The sequence below is a fragment of the Actinomadura sp. WAC 06369 genome (assembly GCF_003947565.1).
GTDB lineage: Bacteria > Actinomycetota > Actinomycetes > Streptosporangiales > Streptosporangiaceae > Spirillospora > Spirillospora rifamycini.
Map to the genome: position 1 here is coordinate 1 of NZ_QHJN01000027.1, position 20,930 is coordinate 20,930.

The window sequence follows — 20,930 nt, forward strand, 5'->3', positions numbered from 1 at the left end:
GGGCGTCGGGGCGCGCGGCCGCGGACCCCGAACCGCCCGGACGTCCCGGCGCGGCCGCGCGCCCCGACGCCCCCCGCCGCGCGGACGACGGGCAGGCCGAGGCGCTGCTCGCCGAGATGAACCGGCTCGCCGAGGACGACCCGCGCCGCGAGCGGCTGCGCGCCCGCCTCGTCGACCTGCACGCCGCGCTCGTCCGCGGGGTGGCGCGGCGGTACGCGAACCGCGGCGAGCCGATGGACGACCTGGTGCAGGTCGCCTACCTCGGCCTCGTCAAGGCCATCAACCGGTTCGACCCCGAGGTCGGCGACCGGTTCGTCACCTACGCCTACCCGGTGGTCACCGGCGAGGTGAAGCGGCACTTCCGGGACAAGACGTGGGGCCTGCGGGTGTCGCGCCGCATCCAGGAACTGCGCCCCGTGCTGCAGCGCACCGTCCAGGACTTCACCCGGGAGCACGGCCGCTCCCCCACGACCCGGGAGATCGCCGCGCTCATGGAGATCGGCGAGGACGAGGCCGTCGAGGTCCTGGTGGCCTGCGACGCCTACCGCCCGCTGTCTCTGGAGGCCCCGGCGGACGGCGGGCAGGGCGGCGACGGCGGCGGCACCGTCGGCGAGTACCTCGGCTCCGACGACCCGGAGCTGGACGCCTTCATCGACGGGCACGCGCTGCGCCCGCTCATCGACGAGCTGCCCGAGCGGGAGCGCACGATCCTGCTGCTGCGCTTCTTCGGCAACAAGACCCAGACGCAGATCGCCGAGCAGATCGGCCTGTCGCAGATGCACGTGTCGCGGCTGCTGCGCAGCACCCTGGACAAGCTCCGCGCCGGGCTGCTCGCCGAGCGGTGAGCGGGTCGGCGGGCGGCCCGGCGCGGCGCCCCCTCAGGTCCGCGCGGGCTCGGGCAGCGCGCAGGTCCCGCCGACCGCGACGTCGCCGCCCGGGGCGAGGCAGCGGGCGAGCGCGTACGTCTGCTGCCCGTACGACGCGCCCGGCCGCACGGTCACCCGGCCGTTGCGGTCCACCTCGCACGGATTGTTCAGGGTGCAGCGCTCGCCGTCCTCGTTCCCCGTGTTGTTGACGGCGACGACCGCGCCCGTCGACGCGTCGACCACCGGGGAGCCGGACGTGCCGCCGATCGTCCGGCAGGCGGAGGTGTAGCGGATCGAGTCGGCCCAGGTCCACTCGGCCTCGCGGAGCCGGTGGACGGTCCCGTCGATCGAGCAGGCGTAGATCTGCCGCCAGTACCCGGACACGACCCGGATCGGGGTGCCGTCCGGCGGCCGGGCCGCCGACAGCCGCAGGGCCGGGACGCCGTACCGCCGCCGGATCTCGGCGTAGCTGGCGTCCAGCCGGTACACGGCGACGTCGGTGCCGGTCATCGTGGCGTACTCGAGGTTGTCGGCGCGCAGCGTGCCGAGGTTCCGGCGGCCCGTCCGGTCGAGCAGCGTGAACGTCCGCGCGGAGGGCCGATCGACGATCACCTCGCCCGCCCCCGGCATCCCGGTGCTCAGGCAGTGCCCGTTCGTCATCACCAGGGCCGGGTCGCCGTCGCGGGACCGCGGCCCGCGCACCAGCGAGCCCGAGCAGTTGTCCAGGGCCACGATGCCCGTGAAGTCGACCGCGGCCTGCCGGGCGTACCCGGCCGGTCCCCCCGCCTCCGGCGCCGTCCGGGCCGCCGCGGCGGCGGGCGGGACGGCGAGCAGGGCCGTGGAGACGAGGCCGATCGTGAAGCCGATCGTCAGGCCGGTCGTGCCGAGACGTCCGAGCATGTGTTTCCCTCCGCAGTCGATACACTACTGTCCGTGACTTGATGTTAAATCGGCCGCGGCGTCTCCAAAAGACTTGATCGCCGTTACGATCGCCCCATGGCGGGATCAACGGTGCGCTGGGGCATATTGGGTACGGGCGGAATCGCCGCGACGTTCACCGAGGATCTGGGCCTCCTCCCCGACCACGAGGTCGTCGCCGTCGGGTCGCGGTCGGCCGCCTCCGCGTCCGCGTTCGCCGAGCGGTTCGGGATCCCCCGCGCGCACGCGTCGTACGCCGGTCTCGCCGCCGACGACGGCGTCGACGTCGTCTACGTCGCCACCCCGCATCCCCTGCACTTCGAGCCCGCGCGGCTGTGCATGGAGGCCGGACGCGCCGTGCTGGTGGAGAAGCCCCTCACCATGTCCGCCGACGACGCCGAGAAGCTCGCGGCGATCGCCCGCGAGCACGGCGTGTTCGCCATGGAGGGCATGTGGACGCGGTTCAACCCGCTCGTCCGCCGCCTCCGCGAACTGGTCGCGGACGGCGCGATCGGCGAGGTGACGTCCGTGTACGCGGACTTCTCCGTCGCGGCCGAGTTCGACCCGGCGCACCGGCAGTGGTCCCCCGCGCTCGGCGGCGGCGCGCTGCTCGACCTCGGCTGCTACCCCGTGTCGTTCACCTGGCCGCTGCTCGGCCCGCCCGCGACCGTGCAGGTCGCCGCGAGCCCCGCGCCCACCGGCGTGGACGCCAACACCGGGATCATGTTCGGCTACGAGTCCGGCGCGGTCGCGCTGCTGCACTGCGGGCTCACCGGGTTCTCCCCGCACACCGCCACCGTCGTGGGCACGCGGGGCCGCGTCGACGTCGCGGCCCCGTTCTACCGGCCGTCCGCCATGACCCTGATGCGGGCCGGCGCCGCGCCCGAGGAGATCACCGCGGACGTCCCCGGGCACGGGTTCACCTACGAGGCCGAGGAGGTCGCGCGCTGCCTGCGCGCGGGCCTCACCGAGTCGCCGCTGATGCCGCTGGACGAGACCGTCGCGATCCTGCGGACCCTCGACGAGATCGCCGCGCGGTTCACCGCGTCGTTCGCGGACCGGCCGGCGGGCGGCGCTCAGTCGACGTCCACCCAGCCGTAGGTGCGCTCCACGGCCTTCTTCCAGCCGGCGTAGCCCTCGGCGCGGCGCTCCTCGCTCCAGGTGGGCTCCCAGCGCCTGTCCTCGTTCCAGTTCCGGCGGAGCTCGTCGGTGCCGGACCAGAAGCCGGTGGCGAGGCCCGCCGCGTAGGCGGCGCCGAGGGCGGTCGTCTCGGCGACGACGGGGCGGGAGACGGGGACGCCGAGGATGTCGGCCTGCATCTGCATGCACAGCTCGTTGGCGGTGACGCCGCCGTCGACCTTGAGGACGTCCAGGGAGACGCCGGAGTCGGCGTGCATGGCCTCGACGACGTCCCGGCTCTGGTAGCAGATGGACTCCAGGGTGGCGCGGGCGAGGTGCGCGTTGGTGTTGAACCGGGAGAGCCCGACGATGGCGCCGCGGGCGTCCGAGCGCCAGTAGGGGGCGAACAGGCCGGAGAAGGCGGGCACGAAGTAGACGCCGCCGTTGTCGTCGACCTGGCGGGCGAGGGCCTCGGACTGCGCGGCGCCCGAGATGATCCCGAGCTGGTCGCGCAGCCACTGCACCGCCGACCCCGTCACCGCGATCGACCCCTCCAGCGCGAACACCGGCTTGGCGTCCCCGAACCGGTAGCAGACCGTCGTCAGCATCCCGGCCTCCGACCTCACCAGCTCCTCACCGGTGTTGAGGAGCAGGAAGTTGCCGGTGCCGTAGGTGTTCTTGGCCTCGCCGGGCGCGAAGCACACCTGCCCGACCGTGGCGGCCTGCTGGTCGCCGAGGATCCCGGTCAGCGGCACCTCGCCGCCCAGCGAGGCCGCCCGCGTGACGCCGTAGGGCTCCGGCGAGGACGAGGAGCGGATCTCCGGCAGCATCGCCCTGGGCACGCCGAAGAAGGACAGGAGCTCGTCGTCCCAGTCGAGGGTCTCCAGGTCCATGAGCATGGTGCGGCTGGCGTTGGTGACGTCGGTGACGTGCACGCCGCCGTCCCGCCCGCCGGTCAGGTTCCACAGCACCCAGGTGTCCATGGTCCCGAAGACGGCCTCGCCCTTCTCGGCGGCCTCGCGGACCCCGTCGACGTTCTCCAGGATCCACTGGATCTTGCCGCCGGCGAAGTACGTCGCGGGCGGCAGCCCCGCACGGTGCCGGATGACGTCGCCGCGGCCGTCCCGGTCCAGGGCGGAGGCGATCCGGTCGGTGCGGGTGTCCTGCCACACGATCGCGTTGTGGTACGGGCGTCCGGTGCGGCGGTTCCAGACGAGCGTGGTCTCCCGCTGGTTGGTGATGCCGAACGCGGCCAGGTCGCCGTAGTCGAGGTGCGCCTTGTTCAGGGTCGTCTGGACGACCGCGCGGGTGCGCTCCCAGATCTCGGTGGGGTTGTGCTCGACCCAGCCCGCCCGCGGCAGGATCTGCTCGTGCTCGAGCTGGTGGCGGGCGACCTCGTTCCCGCCGTGGTCGAAGATCATGAAACGGGTGCTGGTCGTCCCCTGGTCGAGCGCTCCGACGAAGTCGGCCATCGATGCCTGCCTTTCTGCTGGAGGGCCGAGGCCCTCGCCACCTCGCGTCCGCCTCGCGGTGCCGTGCCAGGTCGCGTCCCGCACGGGTCGCGTCTTGCTCGGTCGCCTCTTGTCCGGACGCGTCTTTCTCGGGCGCGTCCCGCTCAGTCCACGTCGTACTCGGGGCGGGGCTCGCCGTCACCGGGCTCCTCGGCGGGGAGCATGCGCCCGATGAGCAGGATGTAGAGCCCCGCGCCGATGATCCCCCCGATGATCGGTCCGGCGATCGGCACCCAGAAGTAGAGATCACCGTACTGATCCCGCCACGCCTCCCCGTAGCCGGTGAGGAACTGGGCGAGGCGCGGGCCGAAGTCGCGCGCCGGGTTGATCGCGTAGCCGGCGTTGGTGCCCCACGCCATCCCGATCGCCACCACCACGAGCCCGATGATGAACGGCGTCATGTTCGCCAGCGGCGGCGAGTTGCGCAGGTCGGTGAGGGCGAGCACCAGGAAGAGGAGGATCGCGGTGCCGATGACCTGGTCGCGGAACCCGCCCCACATCCCGACGGGCAGCTCGCCGTTGCCGGGCATGGTGGAGAAGACGGCCTGCGACTTCTGCGTCAGGCCGGGGTCGAACGCGTGCAGGACCTCGGTGTAGTTCCAGCGGACGAGCAGCGCGGCGATGAACGCGCCGAGCATCTGCGCGGCGATGTACGGCAGGACCTTGCGCCAGGGGAAGCCCTTGAAGACGGCGAGCGCGACCGTCACGGCCGGGTTGATGTGGCCGCCGCTGATCCGGGCCGAGACGTAGACGCCCAGGGTGACGGCGAGTCCCCAGGCCCAGGAGATGCTGTCGTGGTCGCCGATCCCGGCCGCCGCGACCTGCGCGACGACCGCGAGACCGAACAGTATGAGGATCAGCGTGCCGGCGAATTCCGCGGCCATTTCCCGGGCCAGTTCGGGGACTTTCGGCCCTTTCGTCATCCGCGCCTCCTCGGAGTGTGACGTGGAACACAACTGACGCGAACGTAAATAATCATCACGGACATGGTCAACCGTCGCGGACGGATGATTTCGTCGCACCGGCCGCCCGCGCCACGCACGAAGATCGTCCGCGGAGACGGGCATTCCCCGGCGCGCCGCCGCTACACGGCCCGCGCGCACCCGTCCCGCCGCACCTCACCGCCCCGAGGCCGCCGCCGCGGCCCCTCGTCCCCCCGCGGCGGGCCACGGCGCCGGACCCGCCGCGGCGCGCGCCGCCCGGACACAGAAAAATGTCGCCGAATATATCGACGCGTCGTCCAATATCGATCATGATCAGAGCAGCCCGCCGATCCCGCACCCCCAGGGAGACCCGATGCGCCGCACGCCTTGGACGTTCGCGCTCGCCCCCGCCGCCGTGACGGTCGCCCTCACGCTGACCGCCGCGCCGGCCGCCGCCGACCCGGCCGCGCCCGGTCCCGCCCCGTCCGCGCTCCGCCCGTCCGGCCCGGCGGCGCTCTCCGCGGACGCCGAACCGGCGCGCGGCTTCGACCCGCTGCGCCCGTCGTCCGACCCGGTGGAGCTGCGCGAGGCGCACCGGCCGCTGTCGGTGACCTACACCCACGACGGCGCGGAGCGCACGCTCGACGACTACCTGGCCCGGACGGGCACGCAGGGCTTCGTCGTCCTGGACGGGCGGGACGTCGTCTTCGAGCGGTACACGGCGGCGAACCGGGATTCGCTGTTCCAGTCGTGGTCGGTCGCCAAGTCGTTCACCTCGGCTGCGGTCGGCGTCGCGCTCGGCGAGGGGGCCATCGACTCGATCGACGATCCGGTCACCAAGTACCTGCCGGAGCTCGCCGGCTCCGGCTTCGCCGGCGTCTCGCTGCGCGACCTGCTGCGGATGTCGTCGGGCATCGACTGGGAGGAGGCGCAGGACGTCCCGTTCGTGCACGTCGCCGCGAGCCTCGGCTACCCGCTGCCCGAACTGGCGAAGCGGCAGAAGCGCGGCTGGGAGCCCGGCACCCGGTTCGAGTACACGAGCATGAACTCGTTCGTGCTGGCCTGGACGGTCGCCGAGGCGACGGGCGTCCCCTTCCACACCTACGTGCAGGAGAAGATCTGGGGCCCGGCGGGGATGGGCGCCAAAGCGTTCCTCGGCAACGACTCCAGCGGCAACAGCATGGGCTACTGCTGCGTCTACGCGACCGACCGCGACTTCGCCCGGTTCGGGCTGCTGTACCTGAACGGCGGCCGGGCGAACGGGCGGCAGGTCGTGCCCGAGTCCTGGGTGGAGCGGTCGACGAGCCCGTCCGCGTCCTTCAACCGGGGGTACGGGTTCCAGTGGTGGCTGGAGGACGACGGCGACTTCTCCGCGAACGGCCTCGGCGGGCAGCGCATCTGGGTGTCGCCCGAGTACGGCGTCGTGATCGTGAAGTCGACCCTCTACACCCTGGCGGGCGAGGACGAGACGGAAGCCGCGTTCGAGGCCGTCGCCGCCGAGGTGGCCCGCACCCGCGCGGCCCGCACCGCCGCCCCCGCGCGCTGACGGGCGTTCACGGGCGCCGGCGCGCCGTCACTCCCGCCCGGTCTCCCCCGCGAGCCACGGGTAGCGGGCGGTGTCGCCGCCCGCGTAGTCGGGATCCAGGTAGATGAAGACGCGCTGGATCTTCCAGTCGCGGATCTCGAAGACGTCGCACCAGCGTCCGGCGCCCCACTCGGGGACGCCCGCGCGCCAGGGGCCGTCGCGGTGCTCGCCGTGGCTCGTGCCCTCGCACACGAGCGTGTCCCCGCCGGAGAAGATCCAGTTGAACATGGCGTAGTGGTGCCGGATCGAGGTGATCGTCCCGCCGACGTCGCCGAACAGCCGGGCGATCTCGTCCCTGCCGGTGGCGAGGCCCCACTTCGGGAAGTACACCTGCGCGTCGTCGGCGAACAGGTCGAGGATCGGCGACCCGTCGGAGGCCACGCCGCCGTTGTCGAACCCCTTGAGGTACTCGAGCGCCACCGACTTGCGCTGCTCGTCCGTCATCGTGTGCCTGCCGACCGCCATGAGCCCACCCGCCGGGTCGCCGGAACGCCGTCCGGCCGACGGTATCCCGAACGGCGGGAACAATCAGGATCTTCCGCAAGTTAGGCTTACCTAACGGGATTGGCCGACGACAGCGGAGGATGCATGGCGACGGAACCGGTGCGCGGGAAGCCGGAGCTCAACCGGGGCCCGGCGCGCAGGAAGGCGAGGCTCCACGTGGGCACGGTACTGCGCACCGAGCGGCTCACCCCGCACATGATCCGGGTCGTCCTGGGCGGCGACGGGCTCGCGAACTTCGACGCGGGCGAGTTCACCGACCACTACGTGAAGCTCCAGTTCCCGCGTCCCGGGGTCGAGTACCCGGAGCCGTTCGACATGGAGCGGATCCGCGCCGAGATGCCCCGCGAGCAGTGGCCGATGACCCGCACCTACACGGTGCGCGCGTGGGACGCCGACGCCCGCGAGCTGACGATCGACTTCGTGTACCACGGCGACCAGGGCGTCGCGGGCCCGTGGGCGGCGAACGCGAAGCCGGGCGACGAGCTGGTGTTCCTCGGGCCGGGCGGGGCGTACGCGCCGAGCGCGGACGCGGGCTGGCACCTGCTGGCCGGCGACGAGAGCGCGCTGCCGGCCATCGCGGCGTCGCTGGAGCGGCTGCCCGCGGGCGTCCCCGCCCGCGTGCTCGTCGAGGTGGCCGGGCCGGAGGAGCGGCAGGACCTCCCCGGCGGCGTCGAGGTGACGTGGCTGTACCGGGGCGGCGAGAAGGTCGGCGACCTGCTAGTGGACGCGGTGCAGAAGCTCGCCTGGCCGGACGGCGAGGTGCACGCGTTCGTCCACGGCGAGGCGAACTTCGTCAAGACGCTCCGGCGGTACCTGCGGGTCGAGCGGCAGATCCCGATGGAGCGGCTGTCGATCTCGGGCTACTGGCGGCTGGGCCGCGACGAGGACGGCTGGCAGTCGTCCAAGCGCGAGTGGAACCGGCAGGTCGAGGAGGAAGAGGCCCGGGCGCTCGCCTGACGCCCCGGCCCGTGCCGCGCGGGCCCGGTCCGAAGACCTCCGCACGAAGGCCCGCCACGCGTCCGGCGCGTGGCGGGCCTTCGCCCGCCTTCGCGTGGGGCCGTCAGGCCGTGATCTCCTCCGGGGCGTCGGTGCCGGGGTCGTCGTCGGCGAAGCCGGGCAGCCACCGCTCGGCCTCGGCGCGGTAGGCGCCCTCGGCCTCGAGCTGGCACAGGACGCCGCCGCCCCCGGCGAGGGCGCGGCTGACGGCGAGGTACTGGGGCGGCAGCCGGAACTGGCGGGCGAGCGCGCCCGGCCGCATGTCGGAGGCCAGGCCGAGCCCGCGCGCGGTCTGCTCGCGCATCCACTCGCGGTTGTAGCGGAAGCGCTCCACGGCGAACGGGGCGGCGTGCGGGGCGATGAGGTCGGCGACCTCGTCGGGGTCGACCTCGGCGTCCTCGGCGAGCCAGCCCTCCTCCCAGAGGGCGTCGACGATCGCGTCGGGGTCGCCGAGGGTGCCGATGCGCAGCAGCCGTCCGATGGACCACTGCAGTTCGGCGGGGACGCGCGCGGCGCCGCCGAAGTCCATGACGCCGAGCCGGCCGTCGTCCAGCAGCCGGAAGTTGCCCGGGTGCGGGTCGATGTGGATCATCTCGCAGCGGGCGGGGCCCGACAGCAGGAAGCGGAACAGCAGCAGCCCGGCGCGGTCGCGGTCGTCCTGGTCGCCCTCGGCGATGACGCGGGCGAGCGGGGCGCCCTCGAGCCACTCGGTGACCAGCACGTTGCCCGACTGGGCGACGACGGCGGGGACCAGGAAGTCGGGGTCGCCGGCGTAGGCGTCATGGAAGGCGGTCTGCGCGCGCGCCTCGTCGACGTAGTCGAGTTCCTTCTCCAGCCGCCGCCTCAGGTCGGCGATCACGGGCTTGACCTCGACGCCGGGGAACAGCGGCGTGAACAGGCGGCTGAGCCGGGAGATCTGCGCGAAGTCGCTCATCAGTGCCTGCGCGGCGCCCGGGTACTGCACCTTGACGGCCACGGTGCGGCCGTCGTGCCACACGGCCTTGTGGACCTGGCCGATGGACGCGGCGGCGGCCGGGACGTCGTCGAACTCGGCGAACTTCTCGCGCCAGTCGTCCCCGAGCCCCTCGGCCAGGACGCGGTGGGTGGTCTCGGCGGGCATCGGCGGCGCCGCCTCCTGCAGCCGGGTGAGGCTGGCGCGGAAGGGGCCGGCGACCTCCTCGGGGAGCCCGGCCTCGAAGATGGACAGGAGCTGCCCGACCTTCATCGCGCCGCCCTTGAGTTCGCCGAGCACGCTGAAGAGCTGCTCGGCGGTGCGGCGCTGCACCTCGAGGGCCACGGTCTCGGCGGGCCTGCCGAAGGTGCGCTTGCCGAACCCCACGGCGGTGCGCCCGGCGAAGCCGAGCGGCAGGGAGGCGAGCTTGGCGGTGCGCGTCACCGCGCGGCGGGGAATGTCGCTCACGGCCGGTCGTCCCTTGTTCGACGCTACGTCCAATGAAAGCTTCTCACGGGCGTCGGACACCATGGAACGGTCGTCCGCCCGTAAAGGTTCAGCGTACGCGCGGGCCGGAAGATTCCCCGGAGGCGCGACGGAACGTACCCGGCACGGGTGGATATGACATGACGCGCCCATTGGACTACCCAGAGTGATGGGGGGTAGTTGGCTGATGTGAACGACACGGATGCCGGACGCAAGGGCCGGTTGCTGATCATCGGTGGGGCCGAGAACCGGACGTGCGGGGCCGGTCCGCTCGAGACGTTCGCGGAGCTGGCCGGCGGCGAGGACGCGCGGATCGTGGTGATCACGACGGCGACGGAGGTCCCGGACGAGGTCGCCGAGGAGTACACGGCGGTGTTCGGCCGGCTCGGGGTGCCGTCGGTGCGCGAGCTGCGGCTGCTGGGCCGGCGGGCCGCGGACGACCCGGCGACGCTGCGGGCGCTGGAGACCGCGACCGGCGTGCTGTTCAGCGGCGGGGACCAGTCGCGGCTGCGGACGCTGGTCGGGTCGCGGACGAACGAGCTGCTCAAGCGGCGGTTCGAGCAGGAGGGCCTGGTGATCGCCGGGACGAGCGCCGGCGCCACCGCGATGGGGCACTGGATGATCCTCGGCGGCGGCGGCCACGAGGTGGCGGCGTCGAGCGTCAAGGTGGGGCCGGGCCTGTCGCTGCTGCCCGACGTCCTGATCGACATGCACTTCAACGAGCGGGGCCGGCTGCCGCGGCTGCTGAGCGGGATAGCGCTGGAGACGCGGCTGCTGGGGGTCGGCATCGACGAGGACACCGCGATCTGCGTGGGCGACGGCCAGTTCACGGTGGTGGGGACGGGCGTGGTGACGGTCGTGGACGCGAGCCAGTGCACGGTCGCCTACGCCGCGTCCGACGACGAGCCGATGGCGATGCTCGACGTCGCGCTGCACCTCCTCCCGGCGGGGTGCACCTTCCAGATGAACGACAGGCTGCCGGCCGTCGGCACGATGCGCGGCCCGAAGGGGGACTGACCGTGCGGCTCGATCACGTGCGCCGCCTGAGCGGCCCGAACGTCTACCTGTCCCGTCCGGTCGCGATCGCGCACCTGGACCTGCAGGGGCTGACCGGCCACGAGACCACCGACCATCCCGGGTTCGCCGAGCGGCTGGTGGCGGCGCTGCCCGGCCTGGCGTCGCACCACTGCGCGGCGGGCCGTCCCGGCGGGCTGCTGGACGCGATGGCGCGCGGCACCTACTTCGGGCACGTCACCGAGCACGTCACGCTGGAGCTGTCCGGGCTGATCGGCCGGGACGCGTTCTTCGGCCGGACGGTTTTGGCGGGTCCGCCGGGACGCTACGACGTGGTGCTGGAGTGCCCGCGGGACGAACCGGCGGGCAGCACGGTCGTGGAGCGGCTGGTCGGCGTCGCGCTGCGGGTGGTGCAGGGCGCGCTGGCCGGGCGGGTGCCGGACACCGCGGACGAGCTCGCGGAGATCGCCGCCGAGCACGAGGCGGAGCGGCTCGGGGTGAGCACCGCCGCGCTGGCCGCGGCGGCGCGGCGGCGGGGCGTCCCGGTCCGCCGGGTCGGGGGCCTCAACCTGCTGCGCCTGGGGTACGGGCGGCACCGCCGGACGGTGTGGGCGGCGATGACGGACGCGACGTCGGCGATCGGCATGGAGGTCGCGGGCGACAAGCGGCTGGCGCACCGGCTGCTGGCCGACGCGGGCCTGCCGGTGCCGGCGGGGCGGGTGGCGTCGTCCCCGGCGGAGGCGCTCGAGGCGCTGCGGGAGATCGGCGGGCCGGTGGTCGTCAAGCCGGTCGCCGGGCACCAGGGCGAGGGCGTCCACATCGAGCTGACGGAGCCGCAGGAGGTGGTCGCGGCGTTCACGGCGGCCGCCGGAGGCGCGGCGACGGCCGCGGGCGCGGGCACGGGGCCGGCCGCCGGCGGCGACGGGGCCGCGGTGATCGTCGAGTCGTACGTCCCGGGCCGCGACTACCGGGTCCTCGTGGTGGGCGGCCGGGTTTCGGCCGCCGCGGAGCTGACCGCGGCGCGGGTCGTCGGCGACGGCGCCGCGACCGTGGCGGAGCTGGTGGAGCGGGTGAACGCCGACCCGGCGCGCGGGGAGGGCCACGACCGGCCGCTGACCCGGCTGGTGCTGGGCCCGGCCGAGCTGGGGCTGCTGGCGCGGCAGGGGCACGGCCCCGCCGCGATCCCGGCCGCCGGGGAGACGGTGTGGCTGCGCCGGAACGCGAACCTGTCGACCGGCGGCACCAGCCGGGACGTGACCGGCGACGTGCATCCGGAGGTGGCCGCGCTGTGCGTGCGGGCGGCCGCGACGGTCGGCATGGACGTGTGCGGCATCGACCTGCGGCTGCCCGACATCGCGGCACCGCCCCCGCCCGAGCCGGGCGCCGCCGGGATCCTGGAGGTGAACGCCGCCCCCGGCCTGCGCATGCACCTGGCGCCCAGCGAGGGCGAGGGTCGGGACGTCGCGGGCGACATCATCGGCCTGCTGTACCCGGACGGCGCGCCGTCGCGGGTGCCGATCGTGTCGGTGACGGGCACCAACGGCAAGACCACGACGGTGCGGATGATCGCGCACATGCTGGAACTGGACGGCCGCCGCACCGGCATGACGAGCACCGAGGGCGTGTACGTCGGGCGGCGGCTGGTGCACATGTCGGACGCGTCGGGCCCGCGGTCGGCGGAGATGGTGCTCGGCGACCGGACGGTGGAGGCCGCGGTGCTGGAGACGGCGCGCGGTGGGATCGTGCGGCGCGGCCTCGGCTACGAGCGGGCGGACGTCGCGGTCGTCACCAACGTCACCCGCGACCACCTCGGGGTGGACGACACCGAGTCGCTGGACGACCTGGTGGAGATCAAGGCGCTGGTCGCCGAGGAGGTGCGGCGCGGCGGGCGGCTCGTGCTGAACGCCGAGGACCCCGCGTCGGCGGGGCTGGCGGAGCGGCCCGCGGTCCGCGACCGGGACCCGTCGGTGCGGTTCTTCGCGCAGGCTCCGGACGCGCCGGTGCTGGCCGCGCACCTGCGGGACGGCGGGGTCGGGTACTGCGTCGAGCACGGCTGGGTGACGGAGGCGACCGGCGACCGCCGCACCCGCGTGCTGCCGGTCGAGGAGATCGCCGGGGCGTTCGGGGGGCGCGCGGCGCACGTGGTGGCGAACGCGCTGGCGGCCGTCGCGGCGGCCCGGGGCCTGGGCGTGCCGCTGGACGTGGTGGCGCGGGCGCTGCGCACGTTCGAGCCGCACACCCGCAATCCGGGGCGGGGCTGCGTGTACCGGGTCGGGGAGAACCCGGTGCTGGTGGACTACGCGCACAACCCGGCGGCGGTCGCGGCGATGGGCGCGCTCACGGCGGCGCGCTGGGGCGGGCCCGACCGCGGCGACCCCGGCGGCCCCGGCGGCGCGGCGGCCGCCGGTCCGGGTGTCGCGGCGGTGACGCTGCCGGGCGACCGCTGCGACGACCTGGTCGTCGAGACCGCCCGGATCCTGGGGCGCGCGTTCGGGCGCGTCGTCGTCTACGAGGACGAGGACCTGCGGGGCCGCCGCTCCGGCGAGATGACCCGGCTGATCGTCCGGGGGCTGCGGGAGGCCCGCCCGGACGTCCGGCACCATCCGGCGGGCGACCTGAAGGGCGCGCTGACGTCGGCGCTCGACATGGCCGAGCCCGGCGAGCCCGTCCTGCTGCTGTACGAGAAGCTGCAGCCGGTTTTGGAACTGCTGGAGACGCTGGGGGCCGAGCCGGAGGAGACCTGACCGCGCGGGCCGGCCCCTCCCCCGGCGGGGCCGTCCGGGCGCGTCAGGCGATGGGCAGGCCGACGTAGTTCTCGGCCAGCGACGCCTTCGCGGCCTCGGAGGACGCCACGTACGCGAGGTGCGACCGCTGCAGGCGGCGGTCGAACGCGTCGGCGGCCGGGTCGACGTGCAGCAGCGTGGTCATCCAGTACGAGAAGTGCTCGGCGCGCCAGACCCGCCGCAAGCACGCCTCGGAGTACCCGTCCAGCAGCGTCTCGGACCCGTTCGCGTACCGCTCGGTGAGCGCGCGCGCCAGCACGATGACGTCCGAGACGGCCAGGTTGAGGCCCTTCGCGCCGGTCGGCGGGACGATGTGGGCCGCGTCGCCCGCGAGGAACAGCCGGTCGTGGCGCATCGGCTCCGCCACGAAACTGCGCATCGGCGTGACCGACTTGTCGGTGATGGGGCCCTCGTGCAGCTCCCAGCCGTCGTCGGTGGCGAACCGCGTCGCCAGCTCGTCCCAGATCCGGGCGTCGGACCAGGCGGCGAGGTCCTCGTCCGGGGCGACCTGCAGGTACAGGCGGCTGACCTTGGGCGAGCGGAGGCTGTGCAGCGCGAACCCGCGCTCGTGGTTCGCGTAGATCAGCTCGTCGGTGGACGGCGGGACGTCCGCGAGGACGCCGAGCCACGCGAACGGGTACTCGCGGGAGAACGTCCGCAGGTCCGGGACGGCCGGGCGGCTGACGCCGTGGAACCCGTCGCACCCCGCGATGTAGTCGCACTCCAGCGTGCGGACGACGCCGTCCGGGCCGCGGAACGCGACGCTCGGCGCGGACGCGTCCAGCTCCACGACCTCGGCCTCGAACCGGATGTCGCCGCCGTCCTCGAGCCGCTTGGCGATGAGGTCCTTGACGATCTCGGTCTGCGCGTAGACGGTGACCGTCCGGCCGGTGAGGTCGGTGAGCGGGATCCGGTGCCCCGCCCCGTCGAACCGCAGCTCCAGCCCGTGGTGGACGAGCCCCTCGCGGTCGAGCCGTTCCCCGGCTCCGGTCTCGCGGAGCACGTCCGTCGTGCCCTGCTCCAGCATCCCGGCGCGCTGCCGCCGCTCCACGTAGCCGCGATCACGGCTCTCCAGGACCACCGAGTCGATCCCCTGCAGGTGGAGCAGATGGGACAGCAGCAGCCCGGCGGGCCCTCCGCCGATGATCGCGACCTGGGTGCGCATCATGTCTCCTGTTCGTCAATGCGTGCAATGCGGGCCCCGCCGTCCCGGGGGCGCGCGGGGGGCGGCTCAGGCGCCGGTCTTCCGCTCGGCGGAGAACGACTCGGGCTGCCCGCGCCAGTGGACGGCGACGTCCCGCGAGAGGGCGCGCGCCGCCGTGGTGAGCGGCGGCAGCAGCCGCCGCAGGTCCGCGCTGCGGGTGCGCGACACCAGCGACAGCGCCGCGACGACCTGCCCGGACCCGTCCCGCACGGGCGCGCCGACGGAGGACGCGCCGAGCGTCATCTCGTCGCGGGTCAGCGCGTAACCGGAGCGGCGGACCTGCTCGATGCAGCGCCGCAGCTCCGCGGGGTCGGTGATGGAGCGGGCGGTGCGGCGCGACAGCGGCGCGGCCAGCACCGCCTCCCGGACGTCCGGCGGCGCGAACGCCAGCAGCACCTTCCCGACCCCGGTGGTGTGCAGCGGCAGGGACGCCCCGACCTGCGTGAGGACGGGCACCGACCGGGTGCCGCGCAGCCGTTCGACGACCAGCACGTGGTCGTCGCGCAGCACGGCGAGCTGCACGTTGTCGTGGGTGGCCTCGTAGAGGTCCTCCATGTGCGGCAGGGCCAGCTCGCGCAGGCCGGTCACGGCGGGCGCCTGGCTGCCGATCCGCCACAGCCGGGTGCCGATGCGGTACGTGCCGTCCGGCACCCGCTCCAGGAACCCGCCCGCGACCAGCTCGCCGACGAGGCGGTGCCCGGTCGCCGGGGGCAGCCCGGCGCGGCGGCAGATCTCCGTGAGGTTGAGGCGGACCTCGCCCTGGGCGAACGCGTTGAGGATGGCCATCACCTTGCCGGCCACGCTGACCGGGCGCGCCCCCTCGGCCATGCCCCCGCCCTCGCCCTTCCCGCCGACCGCCCTGATCGGTCCGCCGCGGCCGGTCGCCCCGGTCATCCGGTCACTCCCGTCACTCCTGCTCGGCCAGTACCCGCTGGGCGACCGCGAACGCCGAGTTCGCGGCGGGCACCCCGCAGTAGATCGCGGTCTGCAGGAGCACCTCCTTGATCTCGTCCGGGGTGAGCCCGTTGCGCAGGGCGGCCCGCACGTGCATCGCCAGCTCGTCCAGGTGCCCGTGCGCGACCAGGGCGGTGAGGGTGATGCAGCTGCGGGTCTTGCGGTCCAGGCCCGGCCGGGTCCAGATCTCGCCCCACGCGTAGCGGGTGATCATGTCCTGGAAGTCGGCGGTGAAGCCGTCCTTGCGGGCCTCGGCGCGGTCCACGTGGGCGTCGCCGAGCACCGCGCGGCGCACCGTCATGCCGTCCGCGCGCCGTTCCGCGTCGCCCGTCGCCCCGGTCATGGAGTCGCTCATCGTCCCAGTCCCTTCCATGTGCGGTCCAGATGCGCGGTCATCGCCTCGGTGACCGGACCCGGCCGTTCGGCCCCGGCCAGGTGCGCGGCGCCCTCGACGACGACCAGCCCGGCGTCCGGGATGCCCTCCGCGAGCCGGTCGGCGTGCCCGGCGGGCGGCGTCGGCCCGTCCTGCGCCCCGGCGATCACCAGGGTGGGCGCGGACACCTCCGGCAGCCGCGCCGCGGCGTCGAACTCCGCGAGGGCGTCGCAGCAGCCGGCGTAGCCCTCGGGGTCGGTGCCGCGCAGCATCGCGACGTACGGCTCCGCGCCGGTGAACGACGGGGTGAACCAGCGGTCCGCCGCCGTCCGCGCGACCGGCTCGACGCCCTCGCGGCGGACGAGCGCGGCACGGTCCCGCCAGGCGGCCGGGTCGCCGAACCGGGGCGAGGTGCACACGAGGACGAGGCTGGCGACCCGTCCGGGGTGGCGCAGCGCGAGCGTCGTCCCGACGGCGCCGCCCAGCGACACCCCGGCGTAGGCGGCCTCGGCGGCGCCGATCCGGTCGAGCAGCGCGGCGACGCCGTCGGCGAGGTCGGCGACGGTGAACGGCCCGCCCGGCGCGGGCGAGCCGCCGTGGCCCGGCAGGTCGTAGCGCAGCACCCGCCAGGACCGGGTCAGTTCGGGGAGCTGCGGCTGCCACAGGTCCATGGTGGTGCCGAGCGACGGCCCGAGGACGAGGACGGGCGCTCCGGGCGGGCCCTCCACGCGGTGGTGCGGGACGTACGCGCCCCGCCCGCCGCGGGCGGGGCCGGACGGGGTGCGGCCGGCGGACGGGTCGGCGGACGGGTCGGTGGGCGTCATGCGCGGCTCCTGCGGTACGCGTCGAGGGCCCGGTCGACGAGCGCGGGCGCGGCGCCGGGCCCGGGGTCACGGCCGAGGACGGCCAGGAGGGCGTCGAGGCCGGCCCGCATACGGTCCGGCGCGACCTCGAGGCCGCCGAACAGCTCGGCGGCGGTCTCGGCGGCGCCGCCGGTGAGCCGCAGCGCCTCGCGCAGCGGCTGCCACTCGGCGTGCCACTCCCCCGCCGGACGCTCGTGCGGCGCGGCCTGCGCCGCGTGCAGGATCTGGACGTGCGCGGGGACCTGCAGCGCCGCCGACCGGATCAGCGCGGACAGGGCGGGGTTGCGCTTGTGCGGCATCGCCGACGAGCCGCCGCGGCCGGGTCCGGCGGCCTCGGCCGCCTCGTCGACCTCGCTCTGCGCGAGCAGCCACACGTCGGTGGCGGCCTTGCCGAGGGCCCCGGCGGTGACCGCGAGCGCGGCGCCGAGGTCCGCGACCGGGGTGCGGCGGGTGTGCCAGGGCAGGACCGGCGCGTCGAGGCCGGTCTCGGCGGCGAACGCGGCCACGAGGTCGGCGCCGCGGTCGCCGAACGCGTCGAGCGTCCCGGCGGCGCCGCCGAGCTGGACGGGCAGCGCCGCCGCGGCCAGCCGGTCGCGGGCCTCCAGGCAGCCCAGCAGCCAGCCGGCGGCCTTCGCGCCGAACGTGGTCGGCAGCGCGTGCCGGCCGAGGGTGCGGGCGGCCATCGGGGTGTCGCGGTGCCGCCCGGCGAGGTCCGCCAGGGCGGCGAGGGCGTCGTCGAGCGCCGCGAGGATCACGCGGCGGGCGCGGAACGCGACGAGCATCGCGCCGGTGTCGACGATGTCCTGGCTGGTGGCTCCCCGGTGGACGTGCTCGCCCGCGGCCCCGGCGAGGGCGCGCAGGTCGGCGACCAGCGGGACGACCGGGTTGCCGGCGCCGCGCGCGCGGCGGGCGACGCCGGCGAGATCGAACCGGGCCGGGTCGGCGGCCGCGGCGATCGCCGCGGCCGCGTCCGCGGGGACGATCCCGAGGCCCGCCTGCGCGCGGGCGAGCGCGGCCTCGGCGTCCAGCATGGCCGCCAGGTAGGCGGCGTCGCCGGTGGCCGCCTCGGTCCGGGTGGCGGCGCGGACCGGGGACAGCAGCCCCGCGTCGGGCGACACGGTGCCGGGCGCCGTCCCCTGTTCCGGCCGGTGGTCAGAAGGCAAGGAAGACCGTCTCCCCGTCGCCCTGGAGGCGGACGTCGAACCGGTACTCGCGTTCGGCCGTCCGCTCGGCGACCAGCGTGCCGCGGCGCTCGGCCGGGACGTCGCGGAGCAGCGGGTCGGACGCGTGCGCGGCCTCGTCCTCCGGGAAGTACAGGCGGGTGAACACCGGCTTGAGCAGGCCCCGCGCGAACACCAGCACGGCGATGTAGGGGGCGCCGCCGCCGACCGCGCCGGGCTTGACGGTGCTGAACCAGTAGCCGCCCGCGGGGTCGGTGGCGCACCGGCCGAAACCGGAGAAGTCGTGGCCGTCGCGGACCCGGCCGCCGGGCCCGGCCGGAATCACGCCGTTCCCGTCCGCCTGCCAGATCTCGACGAGCGCGTCCGGGACCGGCTCGCCGGCCCCGTCGTACACGGTGCCGCGGACCCGGATCGCGTCCGGCCGCCAGTCGGGGACGACCCGGGGGCCCTCCTCGTAGGGCAGCGCGTACCCGAAGAACGGGCCGACCGTCTGCGACGGGGTGACCGGGGACGGGCGGAGCGGAGTCGACTCGGTCATCGGTCCTCCATCGGGGTGTCGCCGAGCACGATGTCCCACTGGTAGCCCAGTGCCCACTCCGGCTCGGTGGTCTCCATGTCGAACCGGGAGATCAGGTTCTCCCGGTCCCGCTGCTCGGGGATCGACTGGAAGATCGGGTCGAAGGGGAACAGCGGGTCGCCCGGGAAGTACATCTGGGTGACGAGGCGCTGGGTGAACGCCGTCCCGAACACCGAGAAGTGGATGTGCGCGGGCCGCCAGGCGTTGCGGTGGTTGCGCCACGGGTAGGCGCCCGGCTTGATCGTGACGAACCGGTAGCGGCCGTCGTCGTCGGTGAGGCAGCGGCCCGCGCCGGTGAAGTTGGGGTCGAGCGGCGCGGGGTGCTGGTCGCCCGCGTGCAGGTACCGTCCGGCCGCGTTGGCCTGCCAGACCTCGACGAGGGCGCCGCGGATCGGGCGTCCGGCGGTGTCCAGCAGCCGGCCGGTGACGATGATGCGCTCGCCGAGCGGCTCGCCGGGGTGCTGCCGGGTGAGGTCCCAGTCGAGGCGGCCGAGCTCCTGGTGCCCGAAGACGGGGGAGGTCAACTCGACGCTGTCGGGCCCGAGCCCGGGCATCGCGAGCTCGCGCCCGGGCGCGCGCAGGGCGGTGCTCTTGTACCCGGGGTGGAGGTACGGGGGGTGGGTCATGCCGGGGTCCCTTCTGCTGCGGCGGGCGCGAGGAGCCGCGGTCCGGTCGCGGCGCGGATCTCGTCGGCGGTCACGCCGGGCGCCGTCTCGACCAGCGCCAAGCCGTCCGGGACGACGTCGACGACACCGAGGTCGGTGATGATCCGGTCGACGCAGCCCGCGCCGGTCAGCGGCAGCGCGCACTCCTCGACGATCTTCGGTTCGCCGTCGCGGGTGGTGTGGCTCATCACGACGATCACCTTGCGGGCGCCGTGCACCAGGTCCATGGCCCCGCCCATGCCCTTGATCATTTTACCGGGGACGGACCAGTTGGCGAGGTCGCCGCGGGCGGAGACCTGCATGGCGCCCAGCACGGCGATGTCGATGTGGCCGCCGCGGATCATGCCGAACGACAGGGCGGAGTCGAAGCAGGCCGCACCGGGCAGGGCCGTGACCGTCTCCTTGCCGGCGTTGATCAGGTCGGGGTCGACCTCGTCCTCGGCCGGGTACGGGCCGACGCCGAGGACGCCGTTCTCGGCGTGCAGCGTCACGTGGCGGCCCTCGGGGACGTACCCGGGGATCAGGGTGGGCAGGCCGATGCCGAGGTTGACGTACGCGCCGTCGGGCAGCTCGGCCGCCGCGCGCGCGGCGATCTCGTTCCTGGACCAGGCCATCAGGCGCCCTCCCCGTTCGCCGGCGCGGCGGGGCGCACCGTCCGCTTCTCGATGGGCTTGTCCGCCGCCTGCTCGGGCGCCAGCTCCAGCACCCGCTGGACGAACACGCCGGGCAGGTGGACGGCGTCGGGGTCGAGCTCGCCGGGTTCGACGAGCCGCTCGACCTCCGCGACCGTGATCCGCCCGGCCATCGCGGCGAGCGGGTTGAAGTTCCGGGCGGCCTTGTCGAAGACCAGGTTGCCGTGCCGGTCGCCGACGGCGGCGCGCACCAGCGCGAAGTCGGTGGTGATGCTCTCCTCGAGCACGTACCGGCGGCCGCCGAACTCGCGGACCTCCTTGGGCGGCGACGCGACCGCGACGGTGCCGTCCGGGGCGTACCGCCAGGGCATGCCGCCCTCGGCGACCATCGTGCCGACGCCCGCGGGGGTGTAGAACGCGGGGATGCCCGAGCCGCCCGCGCGGAGCCGTTCGGCGAGCGTGCCCTGCGGCATCAGCTCGACCTCGATCTCGCCGGCGAGGTACTGGCGGGCGAACTCCTTGTTCTCGCCGACGTAGGAGCCCATCGCCCGCGCGATCCGCCCCGCGGCGAGGAGCTGCCCGAGGCCCCGGCCGTCCAGCCCGCAGTTGTTCGACACGACCGTCAGGTTCCCGGCGCCCCGCTCGTACAGGGCGGAGATCAGGACCGCGGGCACCCCGCACAGCCCGAATCCGCCGACGGCCAGCGAAGCCCCGTCGCCGATGCCGGCGACCGCGTCCGCCGCCGAGGGCACGACCTTGTCCATGTGCCTCCCATTCCGCTCCGGCGGCGCCCGGCCATGCCGCCGGAACCGCCGGTCACCACA

The 20,930-nt window shown here is 74.7% G+C and carries 20 protein-coding genes; 6 read left to right on the top strand and 14 right to left on the bottom strand.

Annotated elements, in window-relative coordinates; translation table 11 throughout:
• The coding region (locus DMH08_RS09940) for a SigB/SigF/SigG family RNA polymerase sigma factor (RefSeq protein WP_125613214.1) at positions 1-845 on the top strand (845 nt) is incomplete at its 5' end.
• A 33-nt stretch (positions 846-878) separates the two neighbouring features.
• On the opposite strand, the gene DMH08_RS09945 is transcribed toward DMH08_RS09940, so the two are convergent.
• Positions 879-1,766 (bottom strand): S1 family peptidase, encoded by an 888-nt coding sequence (locus DMH08_RS09945; protein WP_125613216.1) that lies wholly within the window; start codon positions 1,764-1,766, stop codon positions 879-881.
• A gap of 96 nt (positions 1,767-1,862) precedes the next feature.
• Here DMH08_RS09945 and DMH08_RS09950 point away from each other — a divergent pair, with 96 nt between their 5' ends.
• The gene (locus tag DMH08_RS09950; RefSeq protein WP_125613218.1) at positions 1,863-2,885 is read left to right on the top strand and encodes a Gfo/Idh/MocA family protein; all 1,023 of its coding nucleotides are present in this window, start codon (positions 1,863-1,865) and stop codon (positions 2,883-2,885) included.
• On the opposite strand, the gene glpK is transcribed toward DMH08_RS09950, so the two are convergent.
• Together glpK and DMH08_RS09960 are read right to left on the bottom strand one after the other, a co-directional pair.
• On the bottom strand, positions 2,861-4,375 hold the full coding sequence (glpK, locus tag DMH08_RS09955; protein WP_026406157.1) for a glycerol kinase GlpK: 1,515 nt from the start codon (positions 4,373-4,375) through the stop codon (positions 2,861-2,863). The genes DMH08_RS09950 and glpK overlap by 25 nt on opposite strands.
• 143 nt (positions 4,376-4,518) lie before the next feature.
• Entirely contained in the window at positions 4,519-5,337 is an 819-nt protein-coding gene (locus DMH08_RS09960) for an MIP/aquaporin family protein (RefSeq protein ID WP_233617507.1), read from the bottom strand.
• 373 nt (positions 5,338-5,710) lie between these two features.
• On the opposite strand from DMH08_RS09960, the gene DMH08_RS09965 reads away from it, so the two are divergent.
• Positions 5,711-6,883, top strand: a complete 1,173-nt coding sequence (locus tag DMH08_RS09965; protein ID WP_125613220.1) for a serine hydrolase domain-containing protein — start codon at positions 5,711-5,713, stop codon at positions 6,881-6,883.
• 27 nt (positions 6,884-6,910) lie between these two features.
• On the opposite strand, the gene DMH08_RS09970 is transcribed toward DMH08_RS09965, so the two are convergent.
• A complete protein-coding gene (locus tag DMH08_RS09970; protein ID WP_125613222.1) occupies positions 6,911-7,387 on the bottom strand; it encodes a nuclear transport factor 2 family protein in 477 nt (158 codons plus the stop codon).
• A 123-nt stretch (positions 7,388-7,510) separates the two neighbouring features.
• On the opposite strand from DMH08_RS09970, the gene DMH08_RS09975 reads away from it, so the two are divergent.
• Entirely contained in the window at positions 7,511-8,383 is an 873-nt protein-coding gene (locus DMH08_RS09975; RefSeq protein WP_051301619.1) for a siderophore-interacting protein, read from the top strand.
• Between the two features lie 103 nt (positions 8,384-8,486).
• Here the strand turns inward: DMH08_RS09975 and DMH08_RS09980 are convergent, their stop codons facing one another.
• The gene (locus DMH08_RS09980; RefSeq protein ID WP_026406162.1) at positions 8,487-9,842 is read right to left on the bottom strand and encodes an ABC1 kinase family protein; all 1,356 of its coding nucleotides are present in this window, start codon (positions 9,840-9,842) and stop codon (positions 8,487-8,489) included.
• A gap of 207 nt (positions 9,843-10,049) precedes the next feature.
• Between DMH08_RS09980 and DMH08_RS09985 the strand changes: the two genes are divergently transcribed.
• Together DMH08_RS09985 and cphA are read left to right on the top strand one after the other, a co-directional pair.
• Complete coding sequence (locus DMH08_RS09985; protein ID WP_026406163.1) at positions 10,050-10,877, top strand: cyanophycinase; 828 nt, start codon at positions 10,050-10,052, stop codon at positions 10,875-10,877.
• A gap of 2 nt (positions 10,878-10,879) precedes the next feature.
• On the top strand, positions 10,880-13,618 hold the full coding sequence (cphA, locus tag DMH08_RS09990; RefSeq protein WP_125613224.1) for a cyanophycin synthetase: 2,739 nt from the start codon (positions 10,880-10,882) through the stop codon (positions 13,616-13,618).
• A 43-nt stretch (positions 13,619-13,661) separates the two neighbouring features.
• On the opposite strand, the gene DMH08_RS09995 is transcribed toward cphA, so the two are convergent.
• The 9 genes from DMH08_RS09995 to DMH08_RS10035 form a co-directional block, all read right to left on the bottom strand.
• On the bottom strand, positions 13,662-14,822 hold the full coding sequence (locus DMH08_RS09995; protein ID WP_026406164.1) for a 4-hydroxybenzoate 3-monooxygenase: 1,161 nt from the start codon (positions 14,820-14,822) through the stop codon (positions 13,662-13,664).
• Positions 14,823-14,888: 66 nt separating this feature from the next.
• Entirely contained in the window at positions 14,889-15,755 is an 867-nt protein-coding gene (locus tag DMH08_RS10000; protein WP_233617508.1) for an IclR family transcriptional regulator, read from the bottom strand.
• Positions 15,756-15,768: 13 nt separating this feature from the next.
• Positions 15,769-16,170 (bottom strand): 4-carboxymuconolactone decarboxylase, encoded by a 402-nt coding sequence (gene pcaC / locus DMH08_RS41545; RefSeq protein ID WP_233617509.1) that lies wholly within the window; start codon positions 16,168-16,170, stop codon positions 15,769-15,771.
• Positions 16,167-17,012: a 3-oxoadipate enol-lactonase gene (gene pcaD / locus DMH08_RS10010; RefSeq protein ID WP_125613226.1), complete on the bottom strand. Its 846-nt coding sequence runs from the start codon at positions 17,010-17,012 to the stop codon at positions 16,167-16,169. Before pcaD ends, pcaC begins: the two co-directional genes overlap by 4 nt.
• On the bottom strand, positions 17,009-18,214 hold the full coding sequence (gene pcaB, locus DMH08_RS10015) for a 3-carboxy-cis,cis-muconate cycloisomerase (protein WP_233617510.1): 1,206 nt from the start codon (positions 18,212-18,214) through the stop codon (positions 17,009-17,011). The genes pcaD and pcaB overlap by 4 nt, the downstream gene beginning before the upstream one ends.
• Positions 18,204-18,770 (bottom strand): protocatechuate 3,4-dioxygenase subunit alpha, encoded by a 567-nt coding sequence (gene pcaG, locus DMH08_RS10020; RefSeq protein ID WP_026406167.1) that lies wholly within the window; start codon positions 18,768-18,770, stop codon positions 18,204-18,206. The genes pcaB and pcaG overlap by 11 nt, the downstream gene beginning before the upstream one ends.
• The gene (gene pcaH / locus DMH08_RS10025; protein ID WP_026406168.1) at positions 18,767-19,435 is read right to left on the bottom strand and encodes a protocatechuate 3,4-dioxygenase subunit beta; all 669 of its coding nucleotides are present in this window, start codon (positions 19,433-19,435) and stop codon (positions 18,767-18,769) included. The genes pcaG and pcaH overlap by 4 nt, the downstream gene beginning before the upstream one ends.
• Positions 19,432-20,088, bottom strand: a complete 657-nt coding sequence (locus DMH08_RS10030; protein WP_026406169.1) for a CoA transferase subunit B — start codon at positions 20,086-20,088, stop codon at positions 19,432-19,434. Before DMH08_RS10030 ends, pcaH begins: the two co-directional genes overlap by 4 nt.
• On the bottom strand, positions 20,088-20,870 hold the full coding sequence (locus DMH08_RS10035; protein WP_125613228.1) for a CoA transferase subunit A: 783 nt from the start codon (positions 20,868-20,870) through the stop codon (positions 20,088-20,090). The genes DMH08_RS10030 and DMH08_RS10035 overlap by 1 nt, the downstream gene beginning before the upstream one ends.
• Positions 20,871-20,930: the final 60 nt, after the last annotated feature.

Excerpts from the sequence above, each read along its gene's own strand:
- DMH08_RS09945 (WP_125613216.1), bottom strand. The coding sequence starts at position 1,766 with ATGCTCGGACGTCTCGGCACGACCGGCCTGACGATCGGCTTCACGATC.
- DMH08_RS09950 (WP_125613218.1), top strand. The coding sequence starts at position 1,863 with ATGGCGGGATCAACGGTGCGCTGGGGCATATTGGGTACGGGCGGAATC.
- glpK (WP_026406157.1), bottom strand. The coding sequence starts at position 4,375 with ATGGCCGACTTCGTCGGAGCGCTCGACCAGGGGACGACCAGCACCCGT.
- DMH08_RS09960 (WP_233617507.1), bottom strand. The coding sequence starts at position 5,337 with ATGACGAAAGGGCCGAAAGTCCCCGAACTGGCCCGGGAAATGGCCGCG.
- DMH08_RS09965 (WP_125613220.1), top strand. The coding sequence starts at position 5,711 with ATGCGCCGCACGCCTTGGACGTTCGCGCTCGCCCCCGCCGCCGTGACG.
- DMH08_RS09970 (WP_125613222.1), bottom strand. The coding sequence starts at position 7,387 with ATGGCGGTCGGCAGGCACACGATGACGGACGAGCAGCGCAAGTCGGTG.
- DMH08_RS09975 (WP_051301619.1), top strand. The coding sequence starts at position 7,511 with ATGGCGACGGAACCGGTGCGCGGGAAGCCGGAGCTCAACCGGGGCCCG.
- DMH08_RS09995 (WP_026406164.1), bottom strand. The coding sequence starts at position 14,822 with ATGCGCACCCAGGTCGCGATCATCGGCGGAGGGCCCGCCGGGCTGCTG.
- DMH08_RS10000 (WP_233617508.1), bottom strand. The coding sequence starts at position 15,755 with ATGACCGGGGCGACCGGCCGCGGCGGACCGATCAGGGCGGTCGGCGGG.
- pcaC (WP_233617509.1), bottom strand. The coding sequence starts at position 16,170 with ATGAGCGACTCCATGACCGGGGCGACGGGCGACGCGGAACGGCGCGCG.
- pcaD (WP_125613226.1), bottom strand. The coding sequence starts at position 17,012 with ATGACGCCCACCGACCCGTCCGCCGACCCGTCCGCCGGCCGCACCCCG.
- pcaG (WP_026406167.1), bottom strand. The coding sequence starts at position 18,770 with ATGACCGAGTCGACTCCGCTCCGCCCGTCCCCGGTCACCCCGTCGCAG.
- pcaH (WP_026406168.1), bottom strand. The coding sequence starts at position 19,435 with ATGACCCACCCCCCGTACCTCCACCCCGGGTACAAGAGCACCGCCCTG.
- DMH08_RS10030 (WP_026406169.1), bottom strand. The coding sequence starts at position 20,088 with ATGGCCTGGTCCAGGAACGAGATCGCCGCGCGCGCGGCGGCCGAGCTG.
- DMH08_RS10035 (WP_125613228.1), bottom strand. The coding sequence starts at position 20,870 with ATGGACAAGGTCGTGCCCTCGGCGGCGGACGCGGTCGCCGGCATCGGC.